The 13,857-nt window shown below is 66.0% G+C and carries 10 protein-coding genes; 7 read left to right on the top strand and 3 right to left on the bottom strand.

Features of this window, described 5'->3' with window-relative positions:
* Nucleotides 1-73: 73 nt before the first annotated feature.
* The 5 genes from ACVT6V_RS08610 to ACVT6V_RS08590 all read left to right on the top strand — a co-directional run bounded on the left by ACVT6V_RS08610 (nt 74) and on the right by ACVT6V_RS08590 (nt 8,081).
* The gene (locus tag ACVT6V_RS08610; RefSeq protein ID WP_489899388.1) at nt 74-1,585 is read left to right on the top strand and encodes a PAS domain S-box protein; all 1,512 of its coding nucleotides are present in this window, start codon (nt 74-76) and stop codon (nt 1,583-1,585) included.
* A 239-nt stretch (nt 1,586-1,824) separates the two neighbouring features.
* Entirely contained in the window at nt 1,825-3,321 is a 1,497-nt protein-coding gene (locus ACVT6V_RS08605) for a GMC family oxidoreductase (protein WP_489899387.1), read from the top strand.
* Between the two features lie 32 nt (nt 3,322-3,353).
* Complete coding sequence (locus ACVT6V_RS08600; RefSeq protein WP_489899386.1) at nt 3,354-4,808, top strand: aldehyde dehydrogenase family protein; 1,455 nt, start codon at nt 3,354-3,356, stop codon at nt 4,806-4,808.
* A 356-nt stretch (nt 4,809-5,164) separates the two neighbouring features.
* Complete coding sequence (locus tag ACVT6V_RS08595; protein ID WP_489899385.1) at nt 5,165-6,613, top strand: APC family permease; 1,449 nt, start codon at nt 5,165-5,167, stop codon at nt 6,611-6,613.
* Nucleotides 6,614-6,701: 88 nt separating this feature from the next.
* The gene (locus ACVT6V_RS08590; protein WP_489899384.1) at nt 6,702-8,081 is read left to right on the top strand and encodes an NAD(P)/FAD-dependent oxidoreductase; all 1,380 of its coding nucleotides are present in this window, start codon (nt 6,702-6,704) and stop codon (nt 8,079-8,081) included.
* An 88-nt stretch (nt 8,082-8,169) separates the two neighbouring features.
* Here the strand turns inward: ACVT6V_RS08590 and ACVT6V_RS08585 are convergent, their stop codons facing one another.
* Nucleotides 8,170-9,300 (bottom strand): T6SS phospholipase effector Tle1-like catalytic domain-containing protein, encoded by a 1,131-nt coding sequence (locus tag ACVT6V_RS08585; RefSeq protein WP_489899383.1) that lies wholly within the window; start codon nt 9,298-9,300, stop codon nt 8,170-8,172.
* Nucleotides 9,301-9,410: 110 nt separating this feature from the next.
* Nucleotides 9,411-10,349 (bottom strand): helix-turn-helix transcriptional regulator, encoded by a 939-nt coding sequence (locus tag ACVT6V_RS08580; RefSeq protein ID WP_489899382.1) that lies wholly within the window; start codon nt 10,347-10,349, stop codon nt 9,411-9,413.
* A gap of 88 nt (nt 10,350-10,437) precedes the next feature.
* On the opposite strand from ACVT6V_RS08580, the gene ACVT6V_RS08575 reads away from it, so the two are divergent.
* Nucleotides 10,438-11,061 carry a TIGR03086 family metal-binding protein gene (locus tag ACVT6V_RS08575; protein ID WP_489899381.1) on the top strand — a complete coding sequence of 208 codons (624 nt, stop codon included), beginning with the start codon at nt 10,438-10,440 and terminating at the stop codon, nt 11,059-11,061.
* Nucleotides 11,062-11,265: 204 nt separating this feature from the next.
* A complete protein-coding gene (locus tag ACVT6V_RS08570) occupies nt 11,266-12,678 on the top strand; it encodes an acyltransferase (protein ID WP_489899380.1) in 1,413 nt (470 codons plus the stop codon).
* A 189-nt stretch (nt 12,679-12,867) separates the two neighbouring features.
* On the opposite strand, the gene ACVT6V_RS08565 is transcribed toward ACVT6V_RS08570, so the two are convergent.
* Complete coding sequence (locus ACVT6V_RS08565) at nt 12,868-13,773, bottom strand: SGNH/GDSL hydrolase family protein (RefSeq protein WP_489899379.1); 906 nt, start codon at nt 13,771-13,773, stop codon at nt 12,868-12,870.
* Between the last annotated feature and the right edge of the window lie 84 nt (nt 13,774-13,857).

The raw sequence follows: 13,857 nt of genomic DNA, 5'->3' as shown, positions 1-13,857 counted from the left end.
GATTTCCCACGCGACGGCTAAGCAATTCCTTACCTTCGCGCCCACCCGAGCGGCCTATGCTGAGTTTCGTCAGATGGGAGGCGATGCGTTGTTCCCGACACGCCGCGATTTCGAACAGATGGTCCTCAACACGGGGACCGGCATCCTCATCCACGAGGCGAGCTCGAAGAACATCCTGTGGGCCAATCCCGCCGCATGCCGCATGTTCGGCTTCACCCTCGAAGAGTTGAAGCCACTCAAGGCGCATCACATGAGCGCACAGGAACGCGCCTACCGGCGGGAGGTGGGCGTCGCCTGGCTGCAGTCGGCTGTGGTGCACGGCTCGAGCCGCAAGCAGTGGAAGTACCGGACCAAGGACGGCACCGACTTCTTGACCGATGCCCGTGCCACCCTCGTGACCTGTGAGGACGGGCCGGTCGTGATGGTGGAGTTCCGCAACATCTCCGAAGAGGTCGAGTTGCAGGAGGAACTCAGCTGGGTGTCGCAGTCCCTGCAGCGGATCATGACCCACACCGCCGCGGGAATCGTCCTGCTCGACGACGACAACTGCATCGACGACATCTCCCCTCTTGCCGCGCAGCTGTTCGGCCGCACGCCCGCGGAACTGTCCGGCGTGCATTTGGAGGACCTCGGCAAATGCGAACCCCGGCTGACCGATGAGCAGGTCGTGCAGCGGCTCGAAACCGGTGCCGGCTCGGTCACGGTCCAGCAGGCGATCGTCAAGGACGACGGCACCACCGCATGGCTGGCCGGGGAGTTGGAGATCGTCGATCACGACGGCATGCGGTCGCGGGTGCTGACCGTCCGCGACGTCACCGACCGCGTCGAGTGGGAACGTCGAAACGCCTATCAGGAGGCCAATCTTCAGTATCTGAGCCGCTATCACGCCATGGGTGACATGGCGATGATCCTCGCGCACGAGCTGGGCCAGCCACTGGCCGCCTCCACCAACTATCTGAGCGGGCTCAAGAACCGCCTCTCCGCGGAGACGGTCGACGCCCGCAGCCTGTCCTACGGCATCGATCAGATAGAGAAGCAGCTCCACCGGGCCGCCGACATCGTGACGTCGGTCAAGCGCTACGTCCGGCGCATCGAGAGCACCTCGGTGCTCATGGATCTCAACGACACTGTTCGGGAAAGCCTGTATTTCGTGCGCCTGCGGGCCGCCGAACAGGGTGTACGGGTCTTCGCGGACATCCCCGAGCGCACCCTGCCGGTCCAGGGTGAGAGTGTCCTCATCGGCCAGGTCATCATCAACCTGTGCGTCAACGCGATCGACGAGATCGTTCGTCCCACGACGGAGATCAAGGAACTCGCGGTCGAAACCGGAACGGCTGACGGCACGGCCTTCGTCTGCATCCGTGACCAGGGCAGAGGCATGAGTGACGCCGCCGGCGCCGCTCCGTCGGACCGACTCGCGTCAGGTGCCTTCTCCGCCAAGGAAGACGGTTCGGGTATCGGCCTGATCATCTCCGAACACATCGTGGAACGCCACGGCGGTTCGATCGAGTATCTGCCGAACGAGCCTCGTGGAACGACGGCGCGGGTGTCTCTCCCGTTGGTCGAGACGCCACCCTCGGTGTGACGGCGGGCCACTCCGCCTGTCGGGACGCCCTAAAGGTTTCTGTAGTGCAGCGTTGGCAACATCGGGGTGTTCGGCGGCGACCGTGCTGGATAGGTTGATCTGCACCGACAACGGCGTCGCCAACCGTCAACCGCACCGCTGACGAAACCTCGCTTTCGACAGCGTCTTTCATGACGCGTCCCGCGCGAGCCGCGATCGGGACCGCGAGGATGTCGAGCAGTGCAGATACAGGAGGATCCATGCCCACCCCCGACGTTCTTGTGCTCGGCTCCGGCACCGCCGGATCGGTCATCGCCCGTCGTCTGCTCGATGCCGGACACACCGTGACCCTGGTCGAAGCGGGCGGACTCGACACCAACCCGGCCGTCCACGACATGTCCCGTGTCGGCGAGCTGTGGCTCGGCCCGGAGGACTGGGGATACTTCTCGTCGCCGCAGGCGAACGCACTCGGCCGGAAACTGCACGTGCCCCGCGGCAAGGTGGTGGGGGGCTCCAACCAGCTCAACGGCACCATCTGGGTGCACGGGTCCCCGTGGGACTACGACCAGTGGGCGGCTGCCGGTAACTCAGGGTGGGACTGGGAATCGGTTGCCCCGCTGTTCAAGCAGATCGAGCGGGGTCTGGGTGACGAGGGCTTCATCGACACGGTGGAACCCGAACTCGCCCCCATCCAGCAGGCGATCCTCGACGCAGCGGTCTCATGGGGGCTGCCCCTCAACGCCGACTACAACTCCGGCGATCAGGAGGGGGCGTCGCGGATGAAACTCAACCTGCGCGACGGCAAGAGGCTGTCGACGTGGGCGGCGTACATGCGCCCGGTCCTCGACCACCCGAAGCTCACACTGGAACTCGATGCGCTCATCGACTCGCTCGTCGTCATCGACGGAGCAGTGGTCGGGGTCCGGGTGATCCAAGGCGGTGTGTCCCGAGAGCTGCGCGCCGACCGGGTGGTGCTGTGCGCCGGCGCCCTGGGTTCGCCGAGCATCCTGCTGCGCAGTGGGATCGGCCCGGCCGCCGAGCTCGAGGCCCTGGGCATCGAGGTGGTCGCCGACGTCCCCGGGGTCGGGAAGAACCTGCAGGATCACTTCCTGGTCCCGGTGATCTTCGGGACCGGCAGGCCGATCGATCCGCCGCAACCGTTCCAGCCCGTCACCCAGACACATTGGTTCTGGAAGAGCGACCCGTCCCTGCCGGTCCCGGACACCCAACCCATCAACTTCAGCATCCCCTTCTACTACGACGAGGGAATGACCGGCCCCACATCGGGATTCACTCTGCACGCAGGTCTCATCCGGCCACACAGCGCGGGCACTGTCACGCTGTCGGGGACCGACCCCACGGCATCTCCGGTCATCGATTTCAATGTGTTCGATGACCGTCGCGATCTCGACGCCCTCATCCGGTCGGTGCGTCAATGCCGTGAGGTTGGTCGGCAGGCTGCGCTCGCGGAGGCCTGGGGCGCCCACGAGGTCCTGCCCGGACCGGAGGTCGACGACTCCGATGAGGCCATCGAGGCGTGGGTGCGACGCGCGGTCAACACCTACCACCATCAGGCAGGCACCTGCCGGATGGGCACGGACGCCGGCGCCGTCGTGTCGCCGGATCTGCACGTCACCGGAGTCGCGAACCTGATGGTCGCCGACGCCTCGGTGATGCCGATGGTCACCACCGGCAACACCAATGCACCCACCGCGATGATCGCCGAACGAGCAGCAGAACTGATCACCGCGGGTTGATCCTCAACCCGCATCAGCAAGGAGTATCCGCAATGATCGACATTTCCAACCTTCACACCGGGCTGTTCATCGGTGGCGAATGGCGCGACGCCCGTGACACCTTCACCACCCTCAACCCGGCGACCGGCGCCGCGCTTGCCGAACTCGGCGCCGCGAACGCCGACGAGGTCGACGCGGCCGTGGCCGCGGCGACCGCGGCCTTCCGGGGCGAGTGGGGTGCCCTGGCCCCGTCGCGCAAGGGCGTCCTGCTCAACCGGCTCGCCGATCTCGTCGAGCGTGACCTCGAGCAGCTCGCCGCGCTGGAGTCGCTGGACATGGGGCGTCCCGTCGGTGCCAGTGCGGCGCTGATGATCCCGAATCTGATCGGGACCCTGCGGTACTACGCCGGATGGGCGGACAAGATCAACGGCGAGCAGATCGCGAACGACGGTTACATGGGCGGGCCGGCACCCACCCACGCGTACACCCGGCGCGAGGCGCTCGGTGTGGTCGCCGCGATCGTGCCGTGGAACGCGCCGCTGATGATCCTCGGCTGGAAGCTCGCTCCGGCCCTGGCCTGTGGGAACACCGTCATCATCAAGCCCGCCGAGGATGCGTCACTGTCGATCCTGCGGCTCGCGGAGCTCATCGACGAAGCCGGGTTCCCCGCCGGCACCGTGAACGTGCTCCCCGGCATCGGCAAGGTCGCGGGCGAGGCGCTGTCGCTGCATCCCGGAGTCAAGAAGATCTCGTTCACCGGCTCCACCGAGACCGGACGCGCGATCCTCCGCAACTCCGCGACGAACTTCAAGCGCACGGCGCTCGAACTCGGCGGCAAGGCACCGCAGATCATCTTCGCCGACGCCAACCTCGAGGCCGCGATCCAGGGCAGTGCGATGGGCCTGTTCTTCAACCAAGGCGAGGTGTGCGCCGCGGGCACCCGCATCCTCGCGCATCGTGATGTCTACGACGCCGTCCTCGACGGCCTCAAGGGTGCCGCACAGGCACAGGTCATCGGTGATCCGTTCGATCCCGCGACCACCATGGGACCGCTGGTCAACGAGCGGCAGCGCGACCGCGTCGTCGACTACCTGAAGAAGGGCGCCGACGAGGGCGCCGATGTGATCGCCGGTGGCTCCGCACCCGACGGTCCGGGCTTCTTCGTCGAGCCCACCGTGCTGGCCGGCCGCAACGACATGGCCGTCGCGCGTGAGGAGATCTTCGGACCGGTCGGCGTCGTGGTGCCGTTCGACTCAGACGAGGAGGCGATCGCGCTGGCCAACGACAATCAGTACGGTCTGTCGGCCACCGTCTGGACCAGCGACGTGTCGCGTGCGCACAGTGTGTCCGCGCAGGTGGAGGCCGGTGCGATCGGCGTCAACGGCTGGTCACCACTGGCTCCCCAGCTGCCCTGGGGCGGCGTGAAGGCCAGCGGAGTCGGTCGCGAGCTCGGCTACGAGGGCATCCTCGCCTATACCGAGACGAAGACGGTCACCGTCGTTCTGTGAACCAGCTCCGGTCGAGTAGCCGCGAGCCTGCCCACCCAACCGCCGGTCGAGTAACCGCGAGCCTGCCCACCCAACCGCCGGTCGAGTAACCGCGAGCCTGCGAGCGGCGTATCGAGATCCCAGACCGAGGTCCCACCACCCCGATGGGCGACGTGCACACGCACGTCGCCCATCGGGCGTTTCGTCCCGTCACCAGCCGAGTAAAGGTTTTCCCGATCCCCGGGGACCTTCCGGCCCCCACTCCCGCACTGTAGTCTGCATCACAACGCCATGGTTCTACAGTCGTTGAATCACAGCCGTGGCAGCAGCCTGAAGCTCACATGAACTCCCCTCATGTGTTCGGAGAGAGGTCAATCATGATCGAGAACCCCACGACCACATCGCCGCCCGACAACCGATCGTCGTTGCGGGGATCCATCGGTGTCGCCGGCATCGTCTTCCTCGTCATCGCCGCGGCCGCGCCGCTGACGGCGGTCGCGGGCTCGCTGCCCGTCATGATCGCCATCGGCAACGGTGCCGGCGCCCCGTCGGCGTACATCCTCGCCGCGGTGGTGCTGCTCGTCTTCAGCGTCGGCTACGCGGCGATGAGCAGTTCGGTCACCGACACCGGCGCCTTCTACGCCTACGTCACCAAAGGCCTCGGCCGACCAGCCGGCCTCGGCGCGGCGGCACTGGCGCTGCTCGCGTACACCACCATCCAGGCGGCCATCTACGGCCTCGCCGCGTCGACACTGCAGAGTGTGGTCGTCCGCTTCGGCGGACCCGAATTGCCCTGGTGGCTCTGGGCGTTCGTGCTGATGGCGATCGTGGCGGTGCTCGGGTATCGCAGCATCGACCTCGGCGCCAAGGTGTTGGGGGTCCTGCTGATCGCGGAGATCGCCTTGATCGTCGCCCTCACCGTCGCAGTCCTCGCCCAGGGTGGCGCGCACGGCGTCGACACCGTCTCGTTCACCCCCTCGGCGTTCCTGTCCGGGTCCCCGGGTATCGCGCTGATGTTCGCCATCGGCTCTTTCGTCGGATTCGAGGCGACCGCGATCTACGGCGAGGAGGCGAAGAACCCGAAGCGCACCGTACCGATCGCCACCTATGTCGCGGTGATCACCATCGGCGTGCTCTACGCCCTGGCGAGTTGGGCCGTGGTCGTGGCCTTCGGCAGCGACGAGGTCACGGCCGCAGCACAAGCCGACACCGCTGACCTCACGTTCACCGCGACGTCCCGATTCCTCGGCTCGATGGCCGCCGACATCATGATGGTCATGCTGGTGACAAGCCTGTTCGCCGCCCTGCTCGCCTTCCACAATGCCATCGCACGATACACATTTGCCCTGTCGCGCAGCGGTTTCGCACCCCAGCGCTTCATGGTCGTGCACAGCAAACACGGCTCCCCGCACGAGGGCTCGCTGCTGCAGACCGCCACCGCCTTCATCCTCGTCGGTGCGTTCGCGCTGGCCGGGGCCGATCCCGTCCTGCAACTGTTCACCTGGATGGCGGGCGTCGCGATCGTCGCGATTCTCGTGGTGATGGTGCTCACCAGCATCGCGATCATCGCCTACTTCCGCCGGTCCACTGTCGACAAGCGTCTGTGGCACACGAAGATCGCACCCGTGCTCGGCACCATAGGGTTGGTCGGCATCACCGCGCTCGTGATCGCCAACTTCACCACGCTGATCGGCGGCTCGAGGATTCTGGCCGACCTGTTCCTCGCCATCGTCGCGGTCACCTTCGTCGGCGGCGTCCTCGGCGGGCGCATGATGCTACGACGCCGCACCTCCGACAACCGGGGCGTCACACCGAACACCCCCTGAACCACGGCGGAATCCGCTGTCCCGTCGTCGTTTCGCGGATTCCGCCGTACCCATTCCGAAATACCAATCTGCAAGCAAGGAACAATCAATGTCGATTCACGATCACGCGCCGTCGGTCATCATCGTCGGGGCCGGTTTCTCCGGTCTCATCGCCGCCCGCGAGCTCGAGGCCGCCGGGGTGCGGGTGCGCATCGTCGAAGCGCGCGACCGGATCGGCGGGCGTGCCTGGACCGATGAACGTCTCGGCGGACACACCTTGGAGATGGGTGCCACCTGGGTGCACTGGATGCAGCCGTTCATCTGGACGGAGATCACCCGCTACGGCCAGGAGATCTATCCGAGCCCGGACATCTCCGACGCCTACTGGGTCAGTGATGGAATCGTGCGACACGGCACCGAGCACGACCTCGATGAGGCCCTGAGCCGCCTGCAGGACAAGATCTTCGAGGGTTCGAGGGAGTTCTTCCCATACCCCCATGATCCGTTCGCCCTGCTCGCCGACGAGTCCGCGGATCCCGAACTCGTGGAACGGTTCCGGCGTGCCGATGAGGGCAGCGTTCTGGACTGCCTGCGCGACGGCGGATACACCCGGGAGGAGATCGACCTCGCCGACTCCTACTGGTCGGCGGGCTACCAGGGGCCGACCGCCACGGCGTCACCCTTGATGGCCAAGCACTGGGCGGCACTCAGCGATCATCGCAGCTCATTGATGGACGAGCAGACCCTGCGTTTCAAGCTCACACGAGGGATGCGCGGGCTCTACGAATCGATCGCCGCAGATCTGCAGACCAGCGTCGAACTCAACACTGCGGTCACCCACGTCGCCCACCACGCGACAGGCGTCGACGTCACGTTCGCGGACGGCGAAGTCGCAACCGCCGACGCCGTGATCGTCACGGTCCCGATCGGCGCGCTCGGGAACATCGAGTTCGAACCAGCTCTTCCCCCATCACAGCAGAAGGTGATCGACGAGGGCACCAACTCGGTGGGCTTCAAGATCTGGGTCAAGGTGCAAGGCCACCACTCCATCATCGCCGGCGCACCCGGCAATCATCCGATCTCGTTGTTGCGCAGCGAGTACTTCCTCGATGACGAGGACGCGACCATTCTGGTCGGATTCGGCTCCGATCACACTGCGATCGATCTGGAGGACACGGCCTCGGCCCAGCGAGCCATCGACGTCTGGCGCGATGATCTCACGGTGATCGACTGCGGCGGCCACGACTGGGTGGCCGACAAGTGGTCGGGCCAGACCTGGGCAACCCTCAAGTCCGGTCAGTTCTTTCACGGCTGGTCCCAGTTCGACAACACCGGCAGCCGACTGGTCTTCGCCGGCGCGGACTACGCCAAGGGATGGAACGGCGTCGTGGTCGACGGCGCGATCGAATCCGGGATCACCAACGCCCGCAAAATCATCAACGATCTGAAGCCCGATCGCGCACGACTGGTCGACGATACTTCGCGGTAAGGATCTCACCCGCCCGGACGTCAGCCGAGCAGATGCCTCGGTTCGGCACCACGCCGAACCGGGGCACCGGTCGTGTGTGGTCTGTCGTTCAGATGTCGGCCGGCCGGAAGTCGACGGGCACCTCGGGGCCACCTCGCTGCCGGTATGCGGCCAGGTTCGCGGGGTCATACGAGTCGACGGTATCCATGCGCCTCGTCGCGCTGGACGCGACGCGCTCGTGTTCCTCGTCGACGGCGGCCAACTGGCGCGTAAAAGGCGCGAAGACCCGATACACACCCTTCCGCGACTCCTGCAACGGGATCGCGAAAGCGTCGGTGCCGGTCAGGAATCGCATGATCGCGCCAACGACGCCGCCGGTTGCGGTGTCGGCGTCGGTGTCGGAAGTGCCTGCCGTCGGAGCCGGCTCCTCGTCTCTGAAGGCGAGTCCGTGTTTGCGTGCGCGGTCCATCATCCAGACCAGCGGGATGTCGCTGACTCGGCTGTCGGCGTACCCGCCGCCGACAGTGCAATGCACTCCGGTGAACCACACCTGTTCGATGACCTGCTCGGCGGGCCGATCCGGCTGGGGCTGCCACAGGGTCGGTTCGAACGGGCGACGTTTCTCGTCGATCGCCAACGCGTGATAGGCCGCCCCGACCCTGGAACTGAGCTGGGTGTCGTGGAATGCCCACCGCCGGTTGACCTTCTCCGCGAACTTCCAGCCGTCGATCGGAATGCCCAGCGATCCGACCGTGTCCCACACTCCGATGAAATGGATCGGGGTCTCGTATGAGAATTGCTGCCGGAACTCGGTGGCCCGCTGTTGCCTGGGTGCCGACGATTCGTCTCGGTCGCGATAGAGTTCGAAGGCCGCGTCGACCTGATCTGCGTATTCTCGTTTGAGCAAGCCGCTGTTGCGGATGAAGCCTGCGAGACTGCGTGCGGTGTAGGCGCCACGACTGAAGCCGAACAGAAAGATCTCATCCCCCGGCTCGTAGAGGTCAACGAGTTGTCGGTACGCATCCTTGAGGTTCTTCGACAGCCCGAACCCCATCGCGCCCCCGCGGACCTTCTCCCACGGCTTGGTTCCCACGCCCGCCACGTAGATTCGCTCTTGCCGCATCGTCCCGCTGTCATCGGTGTCGGCGATCGCCTCGAAGATCTTGACCACATTCGTCGGATGCTTCTGCCCGAACGCGTTCCACGTGCCGTCGCAACAGACGATCAGCCGTTTCGCCATGACGCGTTGGCCCCTTTTCTCGCGCGAGTGTCTGGTGAGATCCTATGCTGCCGGCGGCGCGTCAGGCGTCCCGCAAACGACCGACACGGATGCTCGCGGCGACGGTGGCCCTACTTCGTATGACGGGTGTGCACGTCCTGTGCGCGGGCGGTCAGGGCCTCTCTGATCCAATCCGGCTCGAGTACCTCGAACGAATGCTCCAGGCACATCGTCCACAGCATTGTCAGGGCACGTGTGCGGTCACCGAACCACACTCTGATCCGGATCGACTCCGGCGCATGGAGTTCCGTGTCGAGGACGGTGAGGTCTCGAGTCAGATTCTCCAGATCTGTTTGCGCACAATCGATGACCACGTCGACAGGTTCGAACGAGGCACGAAAAGCAGCTCGGTGCCGCTGCCAGATCTCGTCGAGATCGACGTGCCGCTGCCGGTGCGCCTCCTCGTCGAGAACCTCGACGTCCGACATCCGCGAGACCCGGTACATCCGTTCGCCATCGCTCGCGGCCGCGACGAGGTACCACGTGTCCCCGGCCACGACGAGCCCGATGGGATCGAGAACCCGTGGACGTGCCCGGTCATCTCCGCGCCGCTGATAGCGCACACGAATCCGGTGGCCACTGAACACCGCCTGCTGCACCGGCCCGAGCGCATCGAGCTGTTCCGGGTCACGGACGAAGCCCTCGGGCCGCACCAATACACGCTGCGCCGCGTCAACCGCCCTGTCCCGATATGCCTCCGGAAGCGCCGCCGCCACCTTGCGCATGGCGCTCGCGAACGCCGGCGAGTCGAGCCGACCCGTTCCGGCCAGCAGCGACGTGGCCTCATCGACGGTCAATCCGGTGAGGTCGGTGCGATATCCCGGGAGCAGCGCGAACCCACCATGGCGACCGCGCTCGGCGTACACGGGAACCCCGGACAGTGACAGCGCGTCGATGTCACGCAACACGGTTCGTTCGGATACACCGAGTTCCTCGGCGATCGCGGCTGCGGTGAGCCGCTCGTGCTTCTTGAGAAGCATGAGCACAGCGATCAGTCGTTCGGCCCGCACACCGGAATCCTCCCGCAAATACATGACAGAAGGTGTCGTGTTTAGCCGATTGACTGGTCACATCAGCCCGACAACGACAGGAAGAACCATGACGAACATCCAGCCCACCGACCCCCGTCCCGCCTATACCGCCGCCACAACCTGGGTCACCGGCCTGCTCGCGGCGGTCCGCGATGACCAGCTCGATGCGCCCACACCGTGTGACGAGTTCGATGTCCGCACCCTGGCCGCACACATCGTCGCCACAGCGGGCCGGGCCGTCGCCCTCGGAGAGGGGACCGATGTGATGGCGGTGCCGCGCATCGCCGAGGAGCACGACGCAGGGACCTACTCATCTCTGGTGAGCCGAGCTGTCGACCTGTGGTCCGACGACGCCAAGCTCACCGCGATGGTGAGGGTGCCCTGGGGCGAGGTACCCGGCGCAGGCGCACTCTGGGGCTACGTCAACGAGACCCTCGTTCACGGGTGGGATCTCGCCGTCGCCACCGGCCAACCTGCCGAGGCCGACCCCGCCATCGTGGAGCCGACCCTGGCCGTCGCGCGCCAGTTCATTCCCGCCGAGATTCGCAGCAACCCTGACATCCCGTTCGACGCCGTCGCCGAATCCCGTCCGGGGGCCGGGCTGACCGAGCGGCTGGCCAACTGGACCGGGCGGGAGTCCGCCAAGTGGGTTTCCGAGGATACGATCTCGCGGTCGGCCGCAACTCCGTGATCGGGACCAATCGGGCATAAGCGACGACACGGACGTATCGGACTTCGGCCTGGCCCGACCGTGTCCACGCACGATACTGGAGACCCAACAAGGAGTTTCACAGATTCGCGGAGTAGCCTCGCTCCGGATATTTGTGGCCACGCGTGCCGAATAGCGTTGTGGCCGAGTGGATGGAGGTCGGACATCGTCGCGGAACAACCACCGGTGACCCTACCGAAATCCGCCGAATCCGGCGAAACGGACGCGCCGACACCGGAGATCAACGCCTCATCGGCGGTTGCGCCCAAGAAGAAGGACAAGCATCTCTACCAGATCGACCTTGTCCGATTGGTCACGTTTGCCGGAGTCATCCTCGATCATGTGATCCTCGGCATCGCGTCGCCGGTGAACGTCGCGGCCGGTGGTGTCGGACTCTTCCTGCGCTACACGCGCTATTCGTTCTTCGCTCTCACCGGCTTTGTCCTCACCTATCAATACCGCCACCGCGACCTGCGGCCTGTCGCGTTCTGGCGGCGGCGCTACAAGCTGATCGGCCTGCCGTTCGTGACCTGGAGCCTGTTCTACTGGGTCTACGGCCGCTATGAGGGCGGCGGATTCGCCGGCCTGCGCGATCTGTTCGACAGCGCCGCCGACATCGGCCTGGCGGCCAAGAGCATCACCTACGACCTGATCACCGGCAACGCCTGGTACCACCTGTACTTCTTGTCGGTGAGCATGCAGATCTACGCGGTGTTCCCGGCGATGCTGTGGCTGCTACGCAAGACGTGGGGACGGCATCGTTATCTGCTGGCGGTGAGCTTCGCCATCCAGATGACGATGATGTATCTGATGGTCCGCCCACCCCTGGAGTTCTTCACCCATGGGCCGCAGGACCTGCTGTGGCGCCACCTCGTGGTGACGATCCTGCCGTACCAGTTCTTCATCCTCGCCGGTGGTGTCGCGGCGATGCACTACGAGGCGTTCCAGGCGTTCATGCTCCGCTGGCGTTGGGTGATCCTGGCTCTGGGCGCCGGGGCCATCACGCTGACCGCCCTCTACTACCTCGACGACGTCCACACCGGCGAGTCCATCTTCCGGGCGACAAACGTCTTCATGGCGCACAACTCGTTCGCCTACATCGCGATCATCCTGATGCTGTACTCGCTCGGCACGATGTGGCAGGACCACCGTCGCGCGGGCTCGGTCACCGACACCTTCATGCGGACGGCAGCGGACCGCTCCTTCGGCATCTACCTCGCGCACGCCTTGGCCCTGGCCGAACTGGAGCCGACAATCCACCAGCACCTCGGCCTGCCGCCCGGCCTGCTGATCGTGATCTCCTTCATCGCGACCGTGGTACTGACGGTGTTCATCGTGGAGGTGCTGCGGCGCAGCCCGATCAGCTTGATCACGACCGGGCGCAGCACCATCGACTGGCGGTCGCAGAATCCCGTGCGGTCGATGCTGACCGGCATCGGCGCCGTCATCGTCGGCATCGTGTTGCGCGACGCCTTCGGCATCCCTGCGGGCGATCTCGTGGCCGCTGCAGGTGCGCTGCTGATGGTGTCCGCGGGAGTTGTGTTCTGGCGGCAGTGGTCACACCGCAATCAGCGGCTCTACGTCGAAGAGCCGGTCTGAGGGTCCGAGTGATTGAGCGCCCTTCGTGACGCTCGCTCACTTGCGTTCGCGGGCTCCTCAGGGAGCGGTAGGAAACGCTCGCTCACTTGCGTTCGCGGGCTCCTCAGGGAGCCGTAGATACCGCTCGCTCACTCCGTTCGCGGGCTCCTCAGGGAGCGGTAGGTGACGCCCGGGGCGCCGCTCGGGACGTCAGCGCGAGCCGAGTTCTTCCAGGATCAACCGCGCGACGCCGGCCTTACCCGCGGAGGTCGGGTGATACGGGACGGGTATCTCGAAACCGTTGACCCAGGGATGCGCTGAGCAGGCCGTGTGTGCGGCACCGGCCGCCGATGCCTTGACCAGCCGGACACCGGTGTCTTGTGCGGCTCGTGCGGTGGCTGCCGTCAAGCCGTCGAACGCACGGGCCATCTCGCGCGCCTCCGGATGAGTGAGCGGGATCTGCGTGCAGACGTCACCGGCGCCGTCGAGAACGGGTAGGTAGTCGACGATCAGGATCTCCGCGTGCGGTGCCCTCTGCCGCACCGCCGTCACGACATCGACCAGTGATCGCTCGACCCGAGCGTAGTCGGCCGAGGTGGGCGCCGGGCGCGCGTGACGGTGACGGCACCCGGGCACGCGCAGGCCGGGCGGGATGGCGTTCGCACAGCTCAACGTGGTGAGCCTGCCGATGTATTCGATGTCGTTGCCGCCCACGGTGATCGTGACGAGATCGGTGTCGGGTGTCACCGCCACGATCTGCGGCTCGGCGACCCCGCGCTGAGACTTTCGCAGGATGTTGGCGGTGGTCGCACCCGAGCAGGAGACGTCGGTGAGTCGCATACCGCGCGCCTGGGCGACCTGATGGGGATAGTCGTTGCCCGTCCGCATGCAGGGCACATTCACGATCTGCGCCACGTCGGGTCCCGATGCGTACGAGCTGCCCAGCGCCACATACTTTTTGCCGGACCAGATCGACGCCTTCGCCACGGGGGTGGCCGGAGCCGGCGACTGGCTGCCGGCCGCCTCCGTCGTCGCGGTCCCGGAGAGCACCACGGCAGCCACCGCCGCAGCGGAGGCGACGATGGTGACAACGCGGGAGAGGAACGCTCGACGCATGACGGACAGTCTCACACATGCGCCCGCGGCCGTCCGGGCGGGCACGCGCAACCGCGGCCGCATACGACGAAACACACACCCGAA

It is taken from the genome of Gordonia sp. LMA167, from assembly GCF_058130025.1.
The sequence above is the reverse complement of the archived record's forward strand: the minus strand, read 5'-3'. Positions and strand labels throughout refer to the sequence as shown.

Excerpts from the sequence above, each read along its gene's own strand:
- ACVT6V_RS08585 (WP_489899383.1), bottom strand. The coding sequence starts at position 9,300 with ATGGCGAAACGGCTGATCGTCTGTTGCGACGGCACGTGGAACGCGTTC.
- ACVT6V_RS08590 (WP_489899384.1), top strand. The coding sequence starts at position 6,702 with ATGTCGATTCACGATCACGCGCCGTCGGTCATCATCGTCGGGGCCGGT.
- ACVT6V_RS08600 (WP_489899386.1), top strand. The coding sequence starts at position 3,354 with ATGATCGACATTTCCAACCTTCACACCGGGCTGTTCATCGGTGGCGAA.
- ACVT6V_RS08610 (WP_489899388.1), top strand. The coding sequence starts at position 74 with ATGGGAGGCGATGCGTTGTTCCCGACACGCCGCGATTTCGAACAGATG.
- ACVT6V_RS08565 (WP_489899379.1), bottom strand. The coding sequence starts at position 13,773 with ATGCGTCGAGCGTTCCTCTCCCGCGTTGTCACCATCGTCGCCTCCGCT.
- ACVT6V_RS08595 (WP_489899385.1), top strand. The coding sequence starts at position 5,165 with ATGATCGAGAACCCCACGACCACATCGCCGCCCGACAACCGATCGTCG.
- ACVT6V_RS08605 (WP_489899387.1), top strand. The coding sequence starts at position 1,825 with ATGCCCACCCCCGACGTTCTTGTGCTCGGCTCCGGCACCGCCGGATCG.
- ACVT6V_RS08575 (WP_489899381.1), top strand. The coding sequence starts at position 10,438 with ATGACGAACATCCAGCCCACCGACCCCCGTCCCGCCTATACCGCCGCC.